This is a genomic window from Amphritea balenae (genome assembly GCF_003858655.1).
Taxonomy (GTDB): domain Bacteria; phylum Pseudomonadota; class Gammaproteobacteria; order Pseudomonadales; family Balneatricaceae; genus Amphritea; species Amphritea balenae.
Map to the genome: position 1 here is coordinate 467,121 of NZ_RQXV01000002.1, position 21,824 is coordinate 488,944.

General features: G+C 50.5%; 22 protein-coding genes and 2 riboswitches. Of the genes, 20 read left to right on the forward strand and 2 right to left on the reverse strand.

What is annotated here, in order from left to right; genetic code table 11:
* Both EHS89_RS06415 and EHS89_RS06420 read left to right on the forward strand, forming a co-directional pair.
* Window positions 1-279, forward strand: coding sequence for a DUF2249 domain-containing protein (locus tag EHS89_RS06415; protein WP_124925295.1), 279 nt, complete (start codon window positions 1-3; stop codon window positions 277-279).
* Complete coding sequence (locus tag EHS89_RS06420; protein ID WP_124925296.1) at window positions 276-1,577, forward strand: hypothetical protein; 1,302 nt, start codon at window positions 276-278, stop codon at window positions 1,575-1,577. Before EHS89_RS06415 ends, EHS89_RS06420 begins: the two co-directional genes overlap by 4 nt.
* A gap of 80 nt (window positions 1,578-1,657) precedes the next feature.
* On the opposite strand, the gene bmt is transcribed toward EHS89_RS06420, so the two are convergent.
* Window positions 1,658-2,734, reverse strand: a complete 1,077-nt coding sequence (gene bmt, locus EHS89_RS06425) for a betaine--homocysteine S-methyltransferase (protein ID WP_124925297.1) — start codon at window positions 2,732-2,734, stop codon at window positions 1,658-1,660.
* A gap of 275 nt (window positions 2,735-3,009) precedes the next feature.
* Complete coding sequence (gene bluB / locus EHS89_RS06430; RefSeq protein WP_308430934.1) at window positions 3,010-3,789, reverse strand: 5,6-dimethylbenzimidazole synthase; 780 nt, start codon at window positions 3,787-3,789, stop codon at window positions 3,010-3,012.
* 43 nt (window positions 3,790-3,832) lie between these two features.
* A riboswitch (cobalamin riboswitch) is annotated at window positions 3,833-4,058 on the reverse strand.
* Window positions 4,059-4,354: 296 nt separating this feature from the next.
* Window positions 4,355-4,491, forward strand: a riboswitch (cobalamin riboswitch).
* Window positions 4,492-4,585: 94 nt separating this feature from the next.
* On the opposite strand from bluB, the gene EHS89_RS06435 reads away from it, so the two are divergent.
* The 18 genes from EHS89_RS06435 (at window position 4,586) to cobW (ending at window position 21,811) form a co-directional block, all read left to right on the forward strand.
* Window positions 4,586-5,386 carry a DUF4198 domain-containing protein gene (locus EHS89_RS06435; RefSeq protein ID WP_229753628.1) on the forward strand — a complete coding sequence of 267 codons (801 nt, stop codon included), beginning with the start codon at window positions 4,586-4,588 and terminating at the stop codon, window positions 5,384-5,386.
* Between the two features lie 12 nt (window positions 5,387-5,398).
* Window positions 5,399-6,019 (forward strand): cobalt transporter CbiM, encoded by a 621-nt coding sequence (gene cbiM, locus EHS89_RS06440; RefSeq protein ID WP_124925299.1) that lies wholly within the window; start codon window positions 5,399-5,401, stop codon window positions 6,017-6,019.
* Window positions 6,012-6,593 (forward strand): cobalt ABC transporter permease, encoded by a 582-nt coding sequence (locus EHS89_RS06445; protein ID WP_124925300.1) that lies wholly within the window; start codon window positions 6,012-6,014, stop codon window positions 6,591-6,593. The genes cbiM and EHS89_RS06445 overlap by 8 nt, the downstream gene beginning before the upstream one ends.
* A gap of 2 nt (window positions 6,594-6,595) precedes the next feature.
* Window positions 6,596-7,378 carry a cobalt ECF transporter T component CbiQ gene (gene cbiQ, locus EHS89_RS06450; protein WP_124925301.1) on the forward strand — a complete coding sequence of 261 codons (783 nt, stop codon included), beginning with the start codon at window positions 6,596-6,598 and terminating at the stop codon, window positions 7,376-7,378.
* Window positions 7,375-8,067, forward strand: a complete 693-nt coding sequence (locus EHS89_RS06455; RefSeq protein ID WP_124925302.1) for an energy-coupling factor ABC transporter ATP-binding protein — start codon at window positions 7,375-7,377, stop codon at window positions 8,065-8,067. Before cbiQ ends, EHS89_RS06455 begins: the two co-directional genes overlap by 4 nt.
* Complete coding sequence (locus EHS89_RS06460; RefSeq protein ID WP_124925303.1) at window positions 8,067-9,446, forward strand: MFS transporter; 1,380 nt, start codon at window positions 8,067-8,069, stop codon at window positions 9,444-9,446. Before EHS89_RS06455 ends, EHS89_RS06460 begins: the two co-directional genes overlap by 1 nt.
* Before the next feature lie 66 nt (window positions 9,447-9,512).
* Window positions 9,513-11,363, forward strand: a complete 1,851-nt coding sequence (locus tag EHS89_RS06465) for an ATP-binding protein (protein WP_229753627.1) — start codon at window positions 9,513-9,515, stop codon at window positions 11,361-11,363.
* The gene (gene cobO / locus EHS89_RS06470; protein WP_124925304.1) at window positions 11,360-11,947 is read left to right on the forward strand and encodes a cob(I)yrinic acid a,c-diamide adenosyltransferase; all 588 of its coding nucleotides are present in this window, start codon (window positions 11,360-11,362) and stop codon (window positions 11,945-11,947) included. Before EHS89_RS06465 ends, cobO begins: the two co-directional genes overlap by 4 nt.
* Window positions 11,947-13,359, forward strand: coding sequence for a cobyrinic acid a,c-diamide synthase CobB (locus EHS89_RS06475; protein WP_124925305.1), 1,413 nt, complete (start codon window positions 11,947-11,949; stop codon window positions 13,357-13,359). Before cobO ends, EHS89_RS06475 begins: the two co-directional genes overlap by 1 nt.
* 2 nt (window positions 13,360-13,361) lie before the next feature.
* On the forward strand, window positions 13,362-14,462 hold the full coding sequence (locus EHS89_RS06480) for a cobalt-precorrin-5B (C(1))-methyltransferase (RefSeq protein ID WP_124925306.1): 1,101 nt from the start codon (window positions 13,362-13,364) through the stop codon (window positions 14,460-14,462).
* A complete protein-coding gene (locus EHS89_RS06485) occupies window positions 14,459-15,286 on the forward strand; it encodes a precorrin-6A/cobalt-precorrin-6A reductase (RefSeq protein ID WP_124925307.1) in 828 nt (275 codons plus the stop codon). The genes EHS89_RS06480 and EHS89_RS06485 overlap by 4 nt, the downstream gene beginning before the upstream one ends.
* A gap of 65 nt (window positions 15,287-15,351) precedes the next feature.
* On the forward strand, window positions 15,352-15,993 hold the full coding sequence (locus EHS89_RS06490; protein ID WP_124925308.1) for a precorrin-8X methylmutase: 642 nt from the start codon (window positions 15,352-15,354) through the stop codon (window positions 15,991-15,993).
* A 183-nt stretch (window positions 15,994-16,176) separates the two neighbouring features.
* Window positions 16,177-17,466, forward strand: coding sequence for a precorrin-6y C5,15-methyltransferase (decarboxylating) subunit CbiE (gene cbiE, locus EHS89_RS06495; protein ID WP_124925309.1), 1,290 nt, complete (start codon window positions 16,177-16,179; stop codon window positions 17,464-17,466).
* A complete protein-coding gene (gene cobI / locus EHS89_RS06500; RefSeq protein WP_124925310.1) occupies window positions 17,459-18,241 on the forward strand; it encodes a precorrin-2 C(20)-methyltransferase in 783 nt (260 codons plus the stop codon). The genes cbiE and cobI overlap by 8 nt, the downstream gene beginning before the upstream one ends.
* A complete protein-coding gene (locus tag EHS89_RS06505) occupies window positions 18,238-19,017 on the forward strand; it encodes a cobalamin biosynthesis protein (RefSeq protein WP_124925311.1) in 780 nt (259 codons plus the stop codon). Before cobI ends, EHS89_RS06505 begins: the two co-directional genes overlap by 4 nt.
* A gap of 28 nt (window positions 19,018-19,045) precedes the next feature.
* Window positions 19,046-19,822 carry a precorrin-3B C(17)-methyltransferase gene (cobJ, locus tag EHS89_RS06510; protein WP_124925312.1) on the forward strand — a complete coding sequence of 259 codons (777 nt, stop codon included), beginning with the start codon at window positions 19,046-19,048 and terminating at the stop codon, window positions 19,820-19,822.
* A gap of 14 nt (window positions 19,823-19,836) precedes the next feature.
* Window positions 19,837-20,628 (forward strand): precorrin-4 C(11)-methyltransferase, encoded by a 792-nt coding sequence (gene cobM / locus EHS89_RS06515; RefSeq protein WP_124925313.1) that lies wholly within the window; start codon window positions 19,837-19,839, stop codon window positions 20,626-20,628.
* Between the two features lie 88 nt (window positions 20,629-20,716).
* Entirely contained in the window at window positions 20,717-21,811 is a 1,095-nt protein-coding gene (cobW, locus tag EHS89_RS06520) for a cobalamin biosynthesis protein CobW (RefSeq protein WP_124925314.1), read from the forward strand.
* Window positions 21,812-21,824: the final 13 nt, after the last annotated feature.

The window sequence follows — 21,824 nt, forward strand, 5'->3', positions numbered from 1 at the left end:
ATGCCGAATTTGCTTGCACTGGATGTTAGCGATCTTGAGCCGCCCGAGCCGATGACGGCGATTCTGCATGAGCTGCAACAGTTGAACCCGGATACTGCGCTCAAGGTATGCCACCGTAAGCGGCCTGTTCCCCTGTTTAGTTTCTTACAGGAAATGGGCTATGCATATCATTGCGTAGAGCTGGGTGTTTCAAATTTGGTTATCTATATCTGGCCGGAAGACGATCGGTTGCTGGCTGAATTCTGTCATCAGCAGGCGAGTCAGGATATTTTGCCATGAATACTGCAGGGCTATCACTGGATAATGTGCCTGAGTTCAGAATTCCAATGGGCTTTTTTCTATCTGCGCCCTGGTTTGGCATGCTGGCGGCGTTATTGATGCTGATAAGCCCTGAGCTTATCTCTTCCCGTTGGCATCCTTCAATGTTGGCCACAGTGCATCTGCTAACGCTGGGTTTTGGCGCCATGATTATGGTTGGCGCAATGATCCAGGTCCTGCCGGTTCTTAGTAGTCAGCCGGTACCGGCGGCTGCGACATTATCTCCCTGGATCAGGGGGGGATTGGCATCAGGTACCCTGTTTCTGGCCCTTGGTTTTTTGTTTAATCAAAACAGTTTGTTCTATATCGCACTGGCGTTACTGGCTGGCGTTTTTATGCTGTTTTTGGGTGCGTTAGGGGTCGCCCTGGTGCGGGTGAAAAGTGGTGGTGATTCGGTATTTAGTTTACGTTTAGCGGCGCTTTGTCTGCTGGTTACAGTACTGTTTGGGGTGTTGCAGCTTTCTACCTATATGGATCTGAATTGGATAGGTTACTCTTTTGAACGTACAGATAGTCATGCGTTGTTAGGGTTAGCTGGCTGGGGGATGTTACTAATTATGGGGGTGAGCTTTCAGGTCATCCCTATGTTTCATGTTGCGCCAGCGTTTCCTTGGTGGTTTTGTCGGGGGAGCTCTGCTCTATTATTCATCACTCTCGTAATTGCATTGCTCGCCAGTGGGGCTATTTCAAAGGCTGCACTACTGATGCTTCCGCTGATCATCTGCTTTTATGGGGGTTATGCTCTCTACCTGATATATCAGCGCAAACGTAAGTTGGTGGACTATACGATACGTTTTTGGCAGCTCTCTTTTACCAACCTTGTATTGTTGTGCTTGGTTTATTTACTGCATCAATTAGGGTTAAGCATTATGCCGGAGTCTGCTCAATTCTATCTGTTGCTAGGTTTTGGTTTTGGATTGGGGTTCGTTGTTTCGGTGATGTTAGGAATGCTGCAAAAGATAGTTCCTTTCCTGATGTTTCTGCATCTGCAGCGAGCCTGCATTCATGAGCCTGGCGCGTTTATGAAGTTACCTAATATGCGGCAGTTGCTGCCTCAGTCGGATTCAAAGTGGCAGTACTATCTGCACATAAGTGCACTGGCAACGCTTTACCTGTCATTTTTTGGCGGTGATCTGCAGTACCCGTTGCTGTTTGTGGCAGCGGCGTTATTACTGGCAAGCTTTGCCTGGTTATTTAAAACCTTGTGGCAGGCTAACCGCCGCTACATTGAAAGTATGGCGTCTATAACGGCTAAATAGTGCTGATTTATTGGCGCAGCTTGTTCAAAGCTGCGCAGTACTGATTTTCAGGTGATTGATGGCTGTTCAGGTAACCTTGCTTAGTGCTGTGCTTTTCTGGGTGCCCGTCGAGAGCGGCGAGTCTGGCCGCCACTGGCAGAACCGCCAGCGACACTCAGATCGCCGTTTAGCTGGGCTTTAGCGCCAGTGCTGATTGCGCCTAGTACCTGTTCAAGTGTTTCCAACTCTGGCTTATCTCCGGCCTGATAACCGTCTAGTGCTTCGCGCATCGCGGCTATATGGATTGGAGTAGTGCCGCAGCAACCGCCGATAATACGAGCGCCGGCGTCGGCCACCATGCGGGCATAGCTGGCCATAAGTTCGGGGGTACCGCTGTAGACGATCTTACCATCAACATATTCCGGGATACCGCAGTTGGCTTTGGCAACCAATACCGGATCAAGCTGGTGTTGTTCGGCTGAGGTTTTCATATTCATGATAGCTGCGACTACTTCAGCAGCGCCAACACCGCAATTAGTACCACAGGCGCCAGGAGGCTGATCGAACTGAGTGCCTAACTTAGCACTTAACTGAACCAGTTCATCGGGTGTGACGCCCATCATGGTACGACCGTTAGTATCAATGCTCATGGTATAAACCACGGGCAAACCGGTACTAACCGCGGCTTCATAAGCAACTTTAGCTTCTTCGCTGGCGGAGATCGTTTCTATCCAGAGCACGTCTACACCACCGTCTTTTAAGGCTTCAGCCTGTTCCTTGAATGCGGAGTAGGCTTCATCGTAGGTTAGGGTGCCGGTCGGTGCGAAGATCTCTCCGGTCGGACCCATTGAACCGGCAACGATAATGTCCCGGTCGCAGATATCGGCTTTTTGTCTCAGGATCTGCGCAGCGGCCCTGTTAAGTTCGTGCACCCGGTGTTCTGCCTTGTGTAACTTCAGGCGAAAGCGGGTGCCGCCAAAGCTGTTGGTTAGCAGGATGTCAGAACCGGCATCGATAAATTGTTGTGCCAGATCTGCGATACGGTCCGGATGATCAATATTCCATAGTTCAGGCGCATCTCCGGTTTGAAGCCCCATAGTAAACAGGTTTGTGCCTAATGCGCCGTCTGCTAATAGGAAAGGGCGTTCATTCAGCAGGTGGGTAAACAGATTGGACATGGGATTTACTCTCGGGTCAGATGTCAGATGCCGGAATTCAGATTGGAATACTGGGAACCGAAAAGTTTAGCCCCGGATGATATAGATAATATCGCTCAGGCGTCGCGGTATGTTCTGAATGCGTCAGAGATTGTTGCAACTGTCATTTCGGGAGGGTTGGCAGCGCACCGGCGCCTATCTCTGAGAGTTAGGGGCCGGCGGATGTTATGTGAAGTTTGAATATTTCTTATTCAAAGATTGTGGTTTCAGTGTGGCTTATGTCAGAACAGGTTCGTTCAGAACTGCTCAGGAAAGTCCCTGTCTCTGTTTATCTGCTCGATCAGGGAATCCTCTTCTGCAGAACGGGTATTCTGCCAGCTATCAAAATGTACCAGTTGCTCGAGTGGCTGGCGGGGCAGCCAGCCTGCTGTTTCCAGTTCTGGTTTATCATAGAAGTGATCAACGTAACCGATGCAAAGGTAGGCGATCGGAATTATTTTACGGGGAATATTGAGTAGATCCTGAAGCTTGCGCTGGTCGAGGATACTGACCCAACCGACGCCCAGGCCTTCGGCCCGGGCTGCCAGCCATAAATTTTGTACCGCGCAGACACTACTATATTGATCCATTGTTTTGATATGAGTGCGGCCGATAACCGTAGGGCCTGCGCTGTCACGATCGCAGGTTATACAGATATTGAGTGGAGACTCCAGAATCCCTTCGAGTTTAAGTGAGCGATAGGTATCGCGTTTCTCTTCGGGGAACATCTCTGCAGCTTCATTGTGAGCGGTAGTAAACAGGTCGTGAACCTGTTGTTTCTTTTGTTGATCAGCGACGACTAAAAAATTCCAGGGCTGCATAAAGCCGACCGAGGGTGCATGGTGTGCGGCGTAAAGTACCCGGCTAAGCACTTCGTCAGGCACCGGGCCTGGCTTAAACTGGCCGCGCACATCGCGACGGTTGAAGATGGTTTTATATAAACCGTTTCGTTCTGAGTCATCGAACCAGATGTCAGTCTGCTGACCGGAGTGAGTCGCTTTGGCTGTATGTTTAATTGTGCTTTGCATCTGTTCCATAGGTATTCCCCTTAGATATGGAAACTAAAAACGTCTGTCCAAACGTGTTTTGGTCTCACAGGCCGGTCTTCTGACTCAGGTGTAGATAATCATTGAGATTATCCTATGCAGACACCTTCCCGGCGCTAGCCAGTGGTACAAGCCTGCATAATCACCATTACAGCGTTGGGCACGTATCGGATTTACACCGATTTCCCGATTCTCCCGTGCCGGTTCTACTTATTTCATTAAGTTAGAGCGGCAAAGGCACCTGTAAGCATGTAGATTGATATCAATCGAACGGCAGAGCCTAATCAATTGATTCAGAGGGAACTATGATCGTAATCAATATTTGTTAAAGACTCGGGTATTTGGTCGCATTCTGATAAGACCGCGTCGCGGTTTCCTTGGACCTAGTGTTTGGTTTGAGATAGCGCAGGTAAAGGGTTGGGATAGCTTGAATTTTATTTGAGTTAACATGAATAAGAGTTGTTGACAGTGGTTGTTTTGGAGGAGTATCTTGGCTCGATTGTCAGGCCGCATAATCACGGTTATGCAAGGCGACTAAGGCAGATTAAATTTATCCGAATGATTTAATCTAACCGATAGTTGTCTGGGAAGTTGGTGCATCCTCAGGATAACCCCAACACTGCCCCCGCAACGGTAAATAGGTCAGTTTTTCTAATCTATGAGTCCGGTACCAGCCTGGTAAATGTAGTTCAATGGTGTTGCGGAGGGCTTCACCGAGCGGCAATTTTAAATTGTGCTTATCCTCCCAATTCCGCCTGTATTCATGTTTCAGACGGAGCTTTATCACGTGTTTAAATCGTTCACTCTGCCACTGGTTGCTGCCGGTGCCATTCTATCTTCAACCGCCCAGGCTCACTTTCAGATGCTGTATACACCAGATCTGTTGCGCGAACGGGGTGGTCAGATCACTCTAAAAATGCCTTTTACCCATCCTGCTGCCAGTGGTCATGTGATGACTGCAGAGACGCCTCAGAGCTTTTACAAAATCCGTAAGGGTAAAAAGACGGACCTGACGGATGCCATTAAGCCGATCAGTTGGACCAGTGCAGAGAATACCGGCCCCGCGTATGAAGCTGATGTAAAGCTGCGCGGTCTGGGTGATCACGTATTCGTCATGGAGCCTGCGCCTTATTACGAAGAGTCCGAAGATAAGTACATTCAGCAGATTACTAAGACTATTGTTAACGTGGGTAGCCTGCCGACTGACTGGAATGAAGAGTTGGGCCTGAAAACCGAGATTGTACCGCTGAGCAAGCCTTATGCGATTTATGAAGGTGGCACTTTTGTCGCGGTGGTAAAGAGTGAAGGTAAGCCGGTACCCTTCGCGGAAATTGAAGTTGAGTATCTCAACTATGAGCCAGATCTGGATAATAACAGCTTCGCTAAAGATCCAAAGATAACACCACCGGCTGATGCTTTTATTACTATGACGATAATAGCTGATGCCAACGGTACCTTTACCTTTGGCCTGCCTAAGGCGGGGCAATGGGGGTTTGCGGCACTCGAGGTTGGCCCAGAAAAAGAATATAAAGGTAAAAATCTGTCGCAGGATGCGGTTATCTGGGTTCAAGCCCACCCGATAAAGTAGGCGGAGAGTTATATGCATATTGTTGATGGTGCATTATCTGTTCCGGTGCTGGCAACGGGCGCTGTTCTGGGGCTTATCGGGGTAGCGATCGGCTTAAAAAAGATGGATTACGATCACTTGCCTCAGGTAGGCGTGCTGTCTGCGGCATTCTTTATCGCATCCTATATCCACTTGCCATTAGGTTTTTCCAGTGTTCATCTGATACTTAACGGTTTGATCGGCCTGGCATTAGGCTGGGCTGCATTCCCCGCTTTGCTGGTTGCTCTGTTGTTACAGGCGGTTTTCTTTGGCTTTGGTGGCTTCTTAGTACTGGGAGTCAATGTTGTTAACATCGCATTACCGGGTTTGCTGGTTTATTACCTCTGTCGCCATGGTATTGCGACTTCATCACCTAAGGGAGCTGCCATCTGGGGTGCCATCGGTGGGGCCGGCTCAATACTGCTGACCACCATCATGGTTGCCGGATCTCTGGCACTGTCCGGTGAGGCATTCATATTGGCGGCAAAGGCTACATTGGTGGCGCATATTCCGGTGATGGTGGTGGAAGGTTTTGTCACTGCTGCGGCGGTATTACTGATTCGTAAGGTAAAACCTGAATTCCTGAATATTTCAGAGGACTGGGAAGATGCGTAAAACACTACTGCTCGTATTAACGCTTATGGCCTGTCCGGCCTTTGCTCACAATATTGTCGGTGGTGTATACGCTATCGGTAGTCTGATTGAAGGCGAAGTGGGCTTTTCTGATGGAATCATGGCTCAGGCCGGTGTGCCGGTAATTATCACCGACGGTAAGGGTAATAAACTCGGAGAAGTTCAGGTTGAAGAAGAGGGGTTGTTCAGCTTTGAAGCAACTCGTCAGATTGACCACCATTTCTCTATTGATCTGGGGTCCGGTCATGTTCTGAATACCCTACTGCCTGCCGATGAATTGCCTGATAGCCTGGGCGGCAGCACTCCGACTGAGACTGCCGCTACTGTCTCATCTGCCAATACCTCAGCTGTCAGCCTCAACGACGTAGATTCCGTTGCTCTGCAACAGATGATTGAGCGTGCAGTTTCCAAGCAGGTTAAGCCGCTGCGTAAAGAGTTGCAGGCCTATAAAGAGAAAGCCTCGTTGCAGGATATCCTGGGTGGTATTGGTTATATCTTCGGTTTGTGCGGTATTGGAATCTGGTTGCGGCAGCGTAAATCAGAGAGTCAGAGCTGAATATGTCGCAAAATTTCGAGCATAGCGGAACATCATGGAAAGGCCAGCGATTAAAGCATGATGAGTCGATGGTTGATCGCCTGGATCCACGGGTGCGGATAATTGTTGTATCGATCTTCGCTTTGGCGGTCGTGTTATCCCATGATTTCTATGTTCTGTTGTTGGGTCTTGTTTCGGCCGTGGCAACGGCGGTTATAGCACAGCTTAACTTTAAGCGGACGTTACGCCGGGTCATTGCGATGGATATGTTTATGATCTTTCTTATCCTGATGCTGCCGTTTACCACGCCGGGAGAAGCGCTGTTTTCAATTGCGGGCTTGCCGGCGAGTAAAGAAGGCTTACTACATGCTTTGATGATTGCGCTGAAAGCTAATGCAGTGGTGTTTGCCCTGTTAGCGCTTATCGGGACAATGAGTGCAGCAACCTTAGGTCATGCAATGGCTCACCTGCGGGTGCCGGATAAGCTGGTGCATCTGCTACTGTTTACCGTGCGTTATTTGGATGTGATCGGACAGGAATATAAGCGCATGCGCCGGGCGATGCAGGCACGGGCCTTTGTTATGACGGTCAGTAAGCATACCTGGCGCTCAGTTGGTTATCTAATAGGAATGCTGTTGGTGCATTCACTGGAACGCTCAGAACGAATCATGGATGCAATGAAGTGTCGCGGCTATAAGGGACAGTTTTATCTGATGGACGATATGGTGCTACAGCGTCAGGATTATCTGTTTATGATGCTTAGCGTACCTTTTTTCTTGTTATTAATCGGGTTGAATTTCATATGACAGTGTTAATAGAAACCCGGGGGCTGAGTTATCGTTATCCTCGCCGCGGTGAAGTGTTGAACGAGATCGACTTTAAGCTAGAGGCGGGGGATCGTGTTGCTCTGACCGGATCTAATGGCGCCGGTAAAACCACTTTATTGCACTTGTTAGTGGGTTTGAAGAAAGCTAAGGCGGGCGAAATTCATGCTTTTGGTGCGCAGCGCCGGGAAGAAAAAGAGTTTGTTGAAGTGCGTGCCCGGGCCGGTTTCCTGTTTCAGGATCCTGACGATCAATTGTTCTGTCCTACGGTGCTGGAAGATGTTGCTTTTGGTCCGCTCAACCTGGGCAAAGCCCGGGATGAAGCGATGCAGCTTGCTCACCAGGCATTGGTATCGGTTGGTTTAGAAGGCTTTGAAGAACGGGTCACGCATCAGTTGTCCGGTGGTGAAAAGCGCATGGTAACGCTGGCATCAGTGTTAGCGATGGAGCCGGAAGTGCTATTGCTTGATGAACCAAGCAATGCGCTGGACACCAAAGCGCGTTGGCGTTTAATCAATATTTTGCAAGAGCTGCCCCAGGCGATGATCATTATCTCCCATGATGATGATTTTCTGGATCATCTGGCGAATCGTTGGGTGCGCCTTGAAGATGCAAAGCTATTTGAAGATCGGCGCATGATCGTTCCTGAACTGAGAGCCGTTACTGTTTAATGATGATTTTGCTGCCACTGAAAAATGCTGACTTCCGCTGGCTGTTTCTGAGTCAGCTGGTTTCACTGCTGGGTACGGGTCTGACGACGGTGGCGTTGGCATTGTTTGCCTTTGATCTGAACCCGCTCGAGGCTGGCATGGTGTTGGGCGCAGCACTGGCAATTAAAATGGTGGCATACGTTACCGTAGCGCCGGTTGTGGGTGGTTATATTCATCGTTTACCCCGGCGGCACTGGTTGGTCGGTCTGAATATCAGTCGGGCGGTATTGGTCGCTTTGTTACCCTTGGTAGCTGAAGTGTGGCAGTTATTCGGCGTTATCTTTCTGCTAAATGTGCTGGCAGCGGGTTACACGCCGGTATATCAGGCGTTACTGCCAGATATTCTGCCCGACGAAAAAGAATATACCCAGGCTTTGTCACTGTCGCGGTTGGCGATGGAGATGGAGAGTTTGTTGAGCCCGGCGTTAGCGGCGGTGCTGTTACTTGTTATGCCTTATACAGTACTGTTTGAGCTGAACGGTCTGGCCTTTATTCTGGCTGGTCTGGCGCTCTTGCTGGCAAAAATTCCGGTTAGCAGAGCAACGGATCGTAGTGCCGGCGTATGGCAGCAGGTTAGTTTTGGTATGCGTAGCTACCTCAAAACGCCACGCTTATGTGGTGTTCTGGCACTCAACCTGGCGTTATCGGCTGCCGGGGCGATGATTATCGTCAACACCGTTGTATATGTTCGTTCTGTATTAGGGCTGGGGGAGCAGCAAGTACCGCTGGTGATGATAGCGGCGGGCGTCGGTTCCATACTGGCAGCGTTGATGGTGCCGGATCTGCTGGAGAAATATTCAGCCCGTACCATAATGCTATGCGGTGGTTCAGGGCTTAGTCTGGCGCTCTTTAGTGGTTTGCTGATGCCTGGTTATGCGGGTTTATTTCCGATCTGGCTGGTGATCGGCTTTGCCAGTTCGCTGGTTCTGATTCCTACCGGACTAGTGCTTCGTAATTCATGTCGGGAGCAGGACCGTAACGACTACTTTTCGGCTAATTTTGCGCTAACCCACGGTATGTGGTTTATCGGTTATCTGCTGGCGGGTTGGGTCGGCAGTCATCTGAGTATATCCTGGGCGTTTGCCTGTATGGCTTTGCTGGCGCTGCTGGCAACCTTGTTGGCGTGGCAGGTCTGGCCCGTTAATGATGAGCTGGAAATGTGGCATGAACATGTCGCGAAAGATCATCTGCATCCCCATGTACATGATGAGCACCATCAACATGAGCATGAAGGTTGGGAAGGGCCGGAGCCCCACGAGCATCCGCATTATCATGCCCGTCAGCGCCATCGGCATCGTTTCGTGATTGATGAGCATCATGCCCATTGGCCCAAGCAATAGGGTTTAATGGCAATAAGGTGTAAGGGCAGTAAAGGCTAACAGCAATGATGCAGAGCAGGGTAATTAATGCCGTTGATAATATCAGCAGCCAGAGAGAACGAGGTTAAAATGACGGACCAGTATTTTCCTTTCAGTGCGGTAGCCGGACAGGATCAGTTCAAACTGGCGCTGATGTTGGCGGCGGTCAACCCTGCGATCGGTGGTGTAGTGATCAGTGGTCCGCGTGGCTGTGCTAAATCAACACTGGCCAGGGGGCTTGCTGACCTGCTGCCGCCTCATAAAGCTGACGCTAAAAGAAAGGATGACCAGTCTCTGTTGGATGCTGAGTTTGTTACCTTGCCACTGGGGGCCAGCGAAGAGATGCTGCTGGGCACGCTGGATCTGCAGCAGGTATTAAATGAGAAAAAAATAGCCTTCAGTCCGGGGCTGTTAAGTAAGGCCGATGGTGGCGTGCTTTATGTTGATGAAGTAAACCTGCTGCCTGACAACCTGGTGGATCTGTTGTTGGATGTCTCTGCCAGTGGTGTTAACCGTATCGAGCGGGATGGCATCAGCCACAGCCATCGAACTGAGTTTCTACTGATCGGTACCATGAACCCTGATGAGGGTGAGCTGCGACCTCAGTTGCATGATCGATTCGGTTTGTCGGTAGAACTGACGAATCAGTATACGGCAGCCCAGCGGGTAGAAATTGTTCGTAGCCGGGAGCAATTCGATCGTAATGCGGATAGTTTTTGTCAGCAGTATGAGGCTTCACAAGCTGAGCTGATCGCTGCGATACAGCAGGCCCGTAATATATTACACAGTGTCGATTGTTCTGATGCCCTACGGTTAGAGATAGCCGAACGCTGTAATGCCGCCCGTGTTGATGGCCTGCGGGGCGATATTGTCTGGTATCGGGCTGCGATTGCCCACGCTGCGCTTGAGCAACGACAGCAGGTTGAAATAGTGGATATTGAAGCGGTTGAAGAGTTGGTACTGGCCCATCGACGCCATGCGACACCGCAACCGCCGTCATCACCCCAGCCACCTCAACCTCCTCAGAATGACCGGGGTAATGACCGGGATAACGGTTTTAAGCGACCGGATGATAGCCAGCGCAAGCAACAGATGCCGCAGGAGGCGCCTCAGGAACAACACAGGTCATCCAGTGACTGGGGTAGTATGGAGCCTCAGCAACAGCGCACCGCTGCAGGTGTTATTTTGCCACTTCCAGTTTCTATGCCAGAGCAGCAGCCCGCCACTAAATTACTTAAAGGCAAAGTCGAAGAGCTGGCAGGTAAAACTAAAGGTTCGGTATCGGGTGGACAGCATAAAGGTGTCACTGATAGTCATAAACCTGACTGGTTCGGTACGCTGCTATCTAACATGGGTAACTGGCCGCCGGCTCAGCTGCGCTTTAAGAAACGGCAACAGGGTCAATCAGTATTACATCTGATATTGCTGGATACATCCGCATCGACACTGGCGTCTGATCAGTTTTCCAATGCCAAGGCTGCCGTAATTGAGATCGCCCGACCTGCTTATCTGCAGCGTGAACAGTTGGCTGTTTTAGGTTTTGGTAATAATAAAGTTGAAAACCTGTTACCCCGGATACGGGCACCAAAAGAACTGCGCGGCTGGCTTGATAGTCTTCCCGCTGGTGGAGGCACGCCGATGGGGGAAGCGTTACAGCAAGCCCAGAGCTACCTTGAACAGTTACAACGCAAATCATCACAACTGTTGATACGTACCTACATTCTGACCGACGGTCGCAGTAATGCTCAGTTACAGGGCATTGATCTACCGGGCGAAACCGTTTGGATTGATACTGAAGTTGCTGCCGTAAAGCGGGGGCGTGGTAAACAATTTGCAGCGCAACTAAACGCTGAATATATTTCTCTTATGACTCATACAGCACAGGGAGTTAAAGCATGAAAACCCATCAGGAACGCATGGCCCATAAAAAGGCTGTAGTCGATCAAAAAATTGCTAAAGCCACCGAAGAGCGTGGTGTATTGATTCTGTTAAAAGGTAACGGCAAGGGCAAGAGTAGTTCTGCCTTCGGTACTATGGCCCGCATGGTAGGGCATGGTAAGAAAGTGGCCGTTATTCAGTTTATTAAGGGCCGCAAAGAGACGGGCGAATTTAAACTGTTTCGCGATCATCCGCTGATCGATTGGCACATTATGGGTCATGGTTTTACCTGGGAAACCCAGGATAAAGAGCAGGATATTGCTGCGGCTAAGCAAGCCTGGGCGTTGGCCGAGGAGCTGTTGCAGGACGACAGCTACGGCATGTTGGTCTTTGATGAGATGAGTTACATGTTCAAGTACAAGTACCTTGAGCTTGAACCGGTTATTGAAGCGTTGCAGAAGCGCTCTAAGATGCAGAGTGTGATGATCACCGGCCGGGTCATGCCGGAAGGACTGGAAGAGATTGCCGATACTATCAGTAGCATCCGTGACGAGCGCCATGCTTTCCGTCTGGGTGTTAAAGCGCAAGAGGGGATTGAATTCTGATGACCGATCAATCCAAGGGCTTAGAATCACAGAGCCTGGAATCAAAGAGCTTTGAGCCACAAACAGTCAGCTGTCCGGCGCTATTCTTGTCGGCGCCGGGTTCCGGTGATGGTAAGACTACTTTCACTGCAGCACTGGCACGCTACTTTAAACAGCAGGGTAAGATCGTCCGTATATTTAAAACCGGTCCTGATTATCTTGATCCACAAATTCTGGCGCAGGCATCCGGGCAGGATGTCGAGCAACTGGATCTGTGGATGGCCGGTGAAGAGTATTGCCAGCAAAAGCTGTTTGAAGCGGCACAGGCTGCTGATCTGATTCTGGTTGAAGGCGCTATGGGGATGTTTGATGGTGATCCATCAAGTGCCGATCTGGCGGCTCGCTTTAATATCCCGGTCGCTATCCTGATGGATGTTAAAGGCATGGCACAGACAGCGGCAGCTCTGGTTACCGGAATGGCAAACTTCCGCGATGATGTACAAGTGGCGGGTCTGATTGCTAACAGTTGTGGTACCGAACGTCATGCAGAGCTGATTCGTAATGCTTTACCAGAGAGTTTGCCGTTACTGGCAACATTGCCACGGGATCCTGCGGTAGCACTGCCAGAACGGCATCTTGGTCTGGTTCAAGCGGAAGAGGTGCGTGAGGAGTTGGAACAGCGCTTCAATGCGGGTGTTGACTGGGTTGCTGGTAATAAGATTACTGAGTTACCAGCACCGGTTGAGTTTCACTCAGCGCCGGTCCCTACCGTTGAGCCGCTACTTAAAGGTAAGCGCATAGCGGTTGCCCGGGATATAGCATTTAGCTTTATCTACGATGCTAATCTGCGTTTGCTGCAGGATATGGGCGCAGAGTACCAGTTTTTCTCGCCTCTCAACGACAGTGAAATACCCGCTGCGGATGCGCTCTGGTTGCCGGGTGGCTATCCGGAACTGTATGCGGCTCAATTGGGAAAAAACCAGTTGATGCAGGAGTCTATCAGAGCATTCCATGACAGCGGTAAGCCGACCCTGGCCGAGTGTGGAGGCTTCCTGTACTGCCTGGAAACCCTGACTGATTTGCAGGAACAGCAGTATCCGATGCTGGGCCTGATGGGTGGTCACGGGGCTATGCGGGGTAAACGCGGTTGCCAGGGGATGCAGACGGCAGTATTACCAGAAGGTGATATTCAGGCTCATGCGCACCATCGTTCTCGCAGCGAAGGCACTGCCGAACCCATCAGCTATGGTCGACGTCAGCGTCATGCGGCACCGGGGGAGGCGATTTTCCGTGAGGCCGGCCTAACTGCTAGTTATCTGCATCTGTTTTTCCCATCTAATCCGGCGGCTATAGCTGCGGTGTTTAATGGTACTTTTGAAAAAGCTGAAGCGGGTTTATTTGAAAGCTCTCTCGAAAAGAGTAAGGCAGGCTAAGCATGTGGCCAGAAAGTTCTGAATCACCCCAGCCGCTGCGTAGCGGTTTAACTACAGGTTGTTGTGCAACAGCCTGTTGTGTGGCGGCGGTTCAGGCTTTGCTTAAGCAGCGTCAGCCAGACAAAGTTGAGGTTCATTTACCCCGGGGTAAAACAGTTGAGTTAGTGATTGAGGGTTATCATGCGATAGAGAACGGCATATCAGCCTCGACCATCAAAGATGCCGGCGATGACCCGGATGTTACCCATGGTGCCAGGGTCTTCGTTGAATTGCGGTTGGTGAGTAATAAAGGGGTTTCCTTTAAAGCGGCTGCCGGGGTTGGCACTGTTACCCGGGAAGGGCTGATGTTGGCTGTCGGTGAGCCCGCCATTAACCCTGTACCCCGCAAGATGATGACTGAACATCTTGAGAATGCGGCCTATACCTACGGCTATGAAGGTGGCTTTGAGGTATCGGTCGGTATTGAAAAAGGCGATCAGATCGCCTTGAAAACGATGAATCCCCGGCTCGGAATTCTGGGTGGGCTGTCAGTGTTGGGTACCACCGGCATAGTACGACCTTATTCATGTGCCGCTTATATCGCCTCTATTCATCAGGGTATCGATGTGGCGCGCAGCAATGGTATTCATCATATCGCTGCAACAACCGGTAGTAGCAGTGAAGCGGCAATTAAGGCGCACTACGGCTTACCGGAAATGGCCCTGATTGAGATGGGGGATTTCGTCGGTGCTGTATTGAAGTATCTGAAAAAAGCGCCGGTTAACAAACTCAGTATCTGCGGAGGTTTTGGTAAACTGACCAAGCTGGCTAACGGTCATCTTGATCTGAACAGTCGGTCTTCGAGTATAGATTTTCAACATCTTGCCCTGCTGGCAGAGCAAGCCGGTGCTGACCGGGAACTAAGCGAATGGATAAAAACTGCTAATACCAGTGTGCAGGTGCTTAAAGCCTGCCAGTTGAAGGGGATTGATCTGGCGGGCATCGTTTGTCGGGAGGCGCTTATTAAAGCGCGCAGTATAGTGCCGGAAGAGGTTGAGGTAGAGATCTGGGCGATAAACAGGCAAGGGGATTTTGTCGGCTCTGCCAGTGGAGAAACGCTATGAAATTGCTGTTGCTGGGTGGCACTGCGGATGCCCGTAAAGTTACTCGCGAATTGGACGAACAGGGTCTCTTACAGATAAGTGACACGGATAAAGATAGATTAAAACTGATATACAGCATCGCCGGTTTAGTGCGTACGCCGCAGGTGCCCTGTGAGGTGATCAGTGGTGGCTTCAGTCAGTACGGCGGGCTATCGGTTTACCTGAAAGAGAACGGTATTGACGCGATTCTCGATGTTACTCACCCCTTTGCTGAGAAGATGAGTAATACCGCGGTGACAGCGGCACGGCAATGCAATATCCCTTGCTGGCGCTTTCATCGTCCGGCATGGACTAAACAGGCTGGTGATTGTTGGCAGTTGTTTGAAAATTGGCAGGAACTGATACCTGCGTTGGCTGGCAAAAAATCGGTATTGCTGACCGCAGGGCAGCTGGACCAATCATTGATTGATCAGCTGGTAGAGCAGGCCAAAGTTGTATGTGCCGAAGGTCAACCACAGCAACTGATCTTACGGACAGCGGCACCGCCAAGAGCAAAGCTGCCTGACAGTATTATCTGGATAAAAGCGCTGGGCCCGTTTAAAGAAGCGGACGAACTGGCGTTGTTTAACGAGTACCAGGTGGACGTTGTTGTCAGTAAGAACAGTGGAGGTGCAGCCACCGAAGCGAAGCTGACAGCGGCGCGTAAGTTAGGCGTAGAGGTGATGATGTTACAGCGCCCGACATTTGATGCTGCGGATCAGCAGTTCAGTACCGTTACTGAATGTGTTGATTGGCTAAAACAGCAGCTGGTCGCCGGTTTAAAAGATAACTTAAACGATAGCTGAAACAGACAAATTTATCAGGGCTGAATTTTTTTTCAGTCAGGGCAGCCCGAGACAGGAAAACTCTAGTGTCATTTGAATATGAGATAAACCCGCAAGCTATTGAGCAGGAAAGCTTCCGTCAGATTCGTGAACTGACCGATCTGTCTGGACTGAGCCGTGAGCAACAGCAGGTTGTGATGCGGGTGGTGCATAGTGTCGGTATCCCGGAGATTGCCGCTCAGGTTCGCTTTAGTGAGAATGCCTGTACCAGTGGTATGGAGGCACTCGGAGATAACTGCAACATCCTGTGTGACGTTGAGATGGTCAAACAGGGCATTACTAAACGAATGATTAATCACCTGCCGCTTTGCTATCTGAATGACCCGCAGGCTGCTGCTCTGGCTAAGGAGCGTGGAGAGACCCGCTCAATGGCTGCGTTGGAGCTCTGGCGTTCTAATCTGTCTGGTAGCGTGGTGGTGATTGGTAATGCGCCTACCGCGTTGTTCCGGTTGCTAGAGATGATCGAAGCAGGTGCAGATAAACCCGCCTTGATTATTGGTATGCCGGTGGGCTTTGTTGGTGCGGCTGAGTCAAAGCAGGCCCTGTGGGATTGCCACCAAAAGCTGGGTATTGAATGCATTACGTTACTGGGACGGGAAGGGGGAAGTGCAGTTACCGCCGCGACCTGTAACGCCCTGTTACGTTGTAATCGTGGAGAATGGTACTGATGCAGTTTTATACTACCGAGCTGGGTGTAAGCGAAGTCACCGCTGCCACTTGTAATGTCTTTTTGCGCTGTAATCAGGGAGAGTGGTGCTGATGCAATTTTATACTACCGGGCTGGGTGTAAGCGAAGCCACCGCCGCGACCTGTAACGCCCTGTTACGTTGTAATCGTGGAGAGTGGTACTGATGCAATTGCATATCATCGGGCTGGGTGTAAGCGAAACTGCACATCTGGATCAGGCTGCACTGACGGCGTTGCAAGCGGCTGACTCTGTGATCGGTGCCGAGCGCCAATTAGCCACAGTGCAGCACTTACTATCGACAGGCCAGGAACAGATCATATTGCCTAAGTTGAGCCGGTTAAAGGAGCAGTTAACAGCACAGGCTGATAAAGACTGCTCAATTGCCGTGCTGGCCTCCGGCGATCCATTGCTCTATGGCATTGGTCGCTGGTTCAGCCGCACGTTTAATCCCAGTGATCTGAGTTTTTATCCTGCTGTTTCGAGTATTCAGGCTGCTTGTCATCGCTTGGGCCGGGCCTTTCAGGATTTGACAGTACTGAGCCTTCATGGCCGCCCATTAGCAAAAGTGCGTACTCAGTTAAAACGCAATCAGGCGCTCATTATTCTGACCGATAAGCACAGCACGCCGCAGGCGCTGGCTCAGGAGTGCATTGCAGCAGGCTTTCCTGATTCAAAACTGACAGTGCTTGAAATGTTGGGCTATGAGCAGGAGAAAATCAGCCTGTTTAGCGCGTTGGAGTTGGCTGAACAGCCGTTGTGCAGTGAACTTACCTTTGATCCGCTGCATGTCACGCTGATTGATCCTTTAGGTGCGGGCGGCGTATTCCCTGAGTTTCCGGGTATTCCTGATGAAAGCTTTGTCACAGATAGTGGTGAAGGTAAAGGGATGATAACCAAGCGGGAAGTACGCTTATCGATACTATCCCTGCTCCAGCCATCAAGCCAGGACTGTATCTGGGATATTGGTGCAGGCTGTGGCGGTGTCTCGGTTGAATTGAGCTACTGGAATGCTGATACAAGTGTACATGCGATCGAATACCACCCCGCACGCCTGGCCTGTCTGGCTGCAAACCAACAGCGCTTTGGTGTGGTCAGCAATCTGCACGTGGTTGAGGGGCGGGCACCGGAAGTACTTTCTGATCTGCCTAAACCGAATAAAGTTTTTATTGGCGGCAGCGGTGGCGAGTTAGCTCAACTGTTAACCCAGGCCTGGAGCGTATTGCCGGTTGGTGGCGTGCTGGTGGTCAGTGCGGTCACTGAAACAACCCGGCAGCAAGTGTTCAGTTTTTATCAGGCACGGCAAGCGGCGCAAGACAGTGATTTTGAAAGTATGCAGGTGGCCGTGAGTAAAGGTGATCTGTTAGCTGGACAGTTGATGTACCGGCCGACGCTGCCGGTGGTACTGACACGCTATGTGAAATTAAACCTAAATGCAGAAAGCTCCGATGACTGATGCGCTAACGACCAAAGCTGTTAATAAAAGCGAAAGTGAATTTACAAAACCGGGCACATTTTACGGTGTGGGCGTAGGCCCAGGTGATCCGGGTCTTATTACTGTAAAAGCATTGCGTTTGATTCAGAACTCGCCGGTAGTCAGCTATCTGGTCAATGACCAGGGGCATTCGCAGGGTAATGCGATCGCTCAGGCAGCCATAGCCGAAGACAACGCTCCGGTTGTTCCGGAACAACAGCATATCGCGATTACCATGCCGATGCTGACTGAGCGCCGCCTGGCTAACGACGCCTACGATGAGGGTGCGCGGCAGATTAGTGAACAGCTCGAACAAGGCTATGACGTAGTGTTCCTGTGTGAAGGGGATCCACTGTTCTTTGGTTCATTTTCCTATCTGTTAGAGCGCTTGCAGGACCAGTACACCTGTCACGTTGTTCCGGGTATCTCGTCGGTTAATGCGGCCGCCTCTGCCTTAGTAAAGCCGCTGACCATGTTGACCGAGTCCTTTGTAGTCATGAGTGGCCGACACAGTGATCAGCAGATCCTGCAGGCACTAAATGAACATGATTCGGTGGTGATTATGAAAGCCGGACAGGCCCGACCAAGGATTCTGTCTTTATTAGCAACGGCAGGCCGTACACAAGATGCCCAGTATCTTGAATATATCGGTCGGGATAATGAACGCATAGAGCAAGACGTTACTGAACTGGAAGTTGAAGCGGGTCCTTATTTTTCATTGTTTGTAGTACTGCGCAGTGAGAGAAGCAGCCGATGAACCTTCCGATCAAGCCGGTCATCAGAATTGTTGCTCTGACCGAAGCGGGTCACAGGCTGGCGTTGCACTTGCAGTCTCAGCTTGAAGACGCGCAGGTTAGTTATAAGCCACAACCCTTTAAAGAGACTGTGCAGCAGTTTTTTGAGCAGGGTGAGCGGCTGATCTTTATCTGTGCCACCGGTATCGTGATGCGCAGCCTGGCGCCGGTTATACAGGACAAGTACCTTGATCCCCCGGTACTGGTACTGGATGAACTGGGTCAGTTTGTTATTCCGTTGTTATCGGGCCATGAGGGCGGCGCCAACGACTGGGCTGTCAATATAGCAGCGTTACTCGATGCTCAGCCGGTCATTACCACGGCTAAGCCCTACCTTAAACCACTTTATACGGTGGGAATGGGTTGTGAGCGCAACTGTCCGGAAGAGGAACTTGAAAAACTGTTATTGAGTTGTCTCGAACAGACAGGATTAACGCTGGAGCAGATAGACAGTATTAGCAGTATTGATATTAAGGCTGATGAAGTGGGCCTGATAAGACTAGCGCAGAAGTTAAATAAGCCATACCAGACCTGGGATAAACACCAGTTGGGTACTGTCGAGAATCTGCTCAGTACGAAATCAGATTATATCTTTAAAACCGTTGGTGTTTACGGCGTAGCGGAATCAGCTGCTCTGTACACTGCGCAACAGGCAACCGGTGAAACTGCCGAATTGCTGTTGAATAAACATAAAACATCTAAAGCGACCTGTGCCATTGCGCGCAGCTACCCGCGTTAAAGAGATCAGGAAAAAGAGAATAAAATCGATGACTCAGTTATTTGTAGTTGGAACAGGGCCGGGCGATGCTCAGCTGGTAGCACCAAAAGCACTGGCAGCGATTAAAGCCAGTACCGATCTGGTGGCTTACGGCCTGTACCTGGATCTGTTAGGCGATGTCTGCAATGACAAACAGCACCATGATCTGCCTTTAGGAGAGGAGATCGGTCGCGCCCGATTGGCGCTTAATCTTGCTGCTAGCGGAAAGACCACCGCACTTATCTCCAGTGGTGATATTGGTATCTATGCCATGGCTACCCTGGTATTTGAATTGTTGGATCAGCAGTTACAAGGCAAGGAAGATCACCCGGAATGGCTGGATGTTGAGATTCAGGTGGTTCCAGGTATTTCTGCAATGCAGGCAGGTGCCAGTCGTGTTGGTGCTTTGCTGGGCCATGATTTCTGCACCGTATCCCTGTCTGACCTGTTGACGCCCTGGGAAACAATTGAGAAGCGTATCCATAGCGCCGGTACAGGTGACTTTGTTATCTCTTTCTATAATCCGGTTTCCCGCAAGCGGGATTGGCAGTTGAATCATGCCCGCGACATCTTGTTGCAATATCGTCCGGCGAGTACGCCGGTTCTGTTGGGACGTCAGCTGACCCGCGAAGATGAAAGTATCAGAATAATCACTCTGGGTGAGCTGGATGCCAAAGACGTTGATATGTTCACTATGGTTAGCGTGGGCAACAGTGAGTCACGTCATATCGTTAACGGCAGCCGCGAGTGGATTTATACGCCCCGCGGTTATAGCAAAAAGCTCTGAGAGAAGGTAATCAGATGACAGTCTACTTTATTGGCGCAGGCCCCGGTGATCCGGAATTGATGACCCTTAAAGGCCATCGGATTTTGCAGCAGTGCCCGGTGGTGCTATATGCCGGATCTCTGATTCCCCGAGAGGTGCTGGAAACCGTTGAGGACAGCGCGGAAAAAATTATCGATACAGCCTCTACCGATCTGGAAGAGATTACCGCTCATATCGTTCAGGCGCATAAAGAGGGGAAGGATGTTGCACGGTTACAGTGTGGCGATCCGGCTCTGTATGGTGCCATTGGTGAACAGATTCGACGCCTTGAGGATGCGGGCATCGATTATGAAGTGATACCGGGCGTCAGCGCAGTGGCCGCTTCTGCAGCTTATCTGGGTAAAGAGTTGACCTTGTCCGGCGTATCTCAGACCGTCATCATGACCCGTTACGAAGGTAAGACGCCGTTTCCTGAACGCGAGCGTTTACCTGAGCTTGCCCGCAGTGGTGCGACCCTGGCAATCCATCTGGGCGTGACCCGGATTCATAAGATTGTTGAAGAGTTGATACCCCACTACGGCGAAGATTGTCCGATCGCAGTTTGCTACCGTACTTCATGGCCGGATCAGGACAAAGTAACCGGTACTTTGAAGGATATAGTGGCTAAAGTCCGCGAAAAGGGCTTTACCCGCACCTCTCTGATTTTAGTGGGACCGGTACTGGATTGTGATGATTTTGCCGATTCCTACCTGTACCACAAAGATCAGGCGCATGTTTACCGGCCGCGGGTTAAGCCGGAGCAACCGCGAACGGTTAAGCGCGACTGAAATCCTCTGTTGAACAGATAGCCTGAATGAATAAAAAGATTTTTGAATAAGAAGCTTTTGAATAAAAGAATAGCGAAGAGATAACAAGATGCAGCTAAATAAGATTCCAACAACGGTTGTTACCGGCTTTTTGGGTAGCGGTAAAACAACACTGTTATCCAGCGTTTTAAAGCAGGCAGCGGGTAAGCGTATCGCTGTCATTGTGAACGAGTTTGGCGAGCTGGATATTGATTCAGACCTGCTGCGCAACTGTCCGCTGGATTGCGAAGATGAAAATGCTACCGCTGCTGATGGCGAAAACGGTTTCTATGAACTGGCGAATGGTTGTATCTGCTGCACCGTGGAAGAAGAGTTTCTGCCGGTGATGCAGCAGTTGGTAGAGCGTCGTGATGATATCGACCATATCTTAATCGAGACCAGTGGTCTGGCACTGCCAAAGCCGTTGGTGCAGGCGTTTAACTGGCCGGGTATTAAAGAGTATTGCACTGTTGATGCGGTGATTACTGTTATTGACGGTCCGGCAGTTGCCGCGGGACGTTTTGCTCACGATACCGATAAGGTTCAGGAACAGCGTCTGAATGACGAAAGCCTGGATCACGATCCAAGCCTGCAGGAACTGCTGGATGATCAGCTCAGCGCTGCAGATCTTGTTGTGGTAAGCAAAAATGATCTGCTTGATGCCGGTCAGCGTGAATTAGTTCAGCAAGTGGTTACGGCGAAAGTGCCGAGCGCAGTTAAAACGTCTTATATCAGCAACGGTGAAGCTCACCTGGATATGCTGATGGGGCTGGATGCGGCGGCTGAAGAGCGTATCGATCACGTACATAACCATCATGATCATCATCACGAGCATGGTGCTCACCATGATCACGCCCACGATCATTTCGACTCGTTTGTCATTACGCTGGGTGAAGTGGACAGCGATAAGCTGCAAGCGGCGCTTAAATCGCTACTGAGTGACTTTAATATTTACCGGGCTAAAGGGTTTGCCGCATTGTCGGGTAAGCCGATGCGTCAGGTGTTTCAGGCGGTAGGTAAGCGTCTGGATGTCTATTTTGATCGTCCATGGGCTGCAGATGAAAGCCGCACGACCTCTTTAGTATTTATCGGCAAAGGTATTGAAGAGTCGGTCATTAAAACTGCACTGGAAACAGCGCTTATTGATCAGCCAGCGGTCGTTTAAATATTGTGAGAAG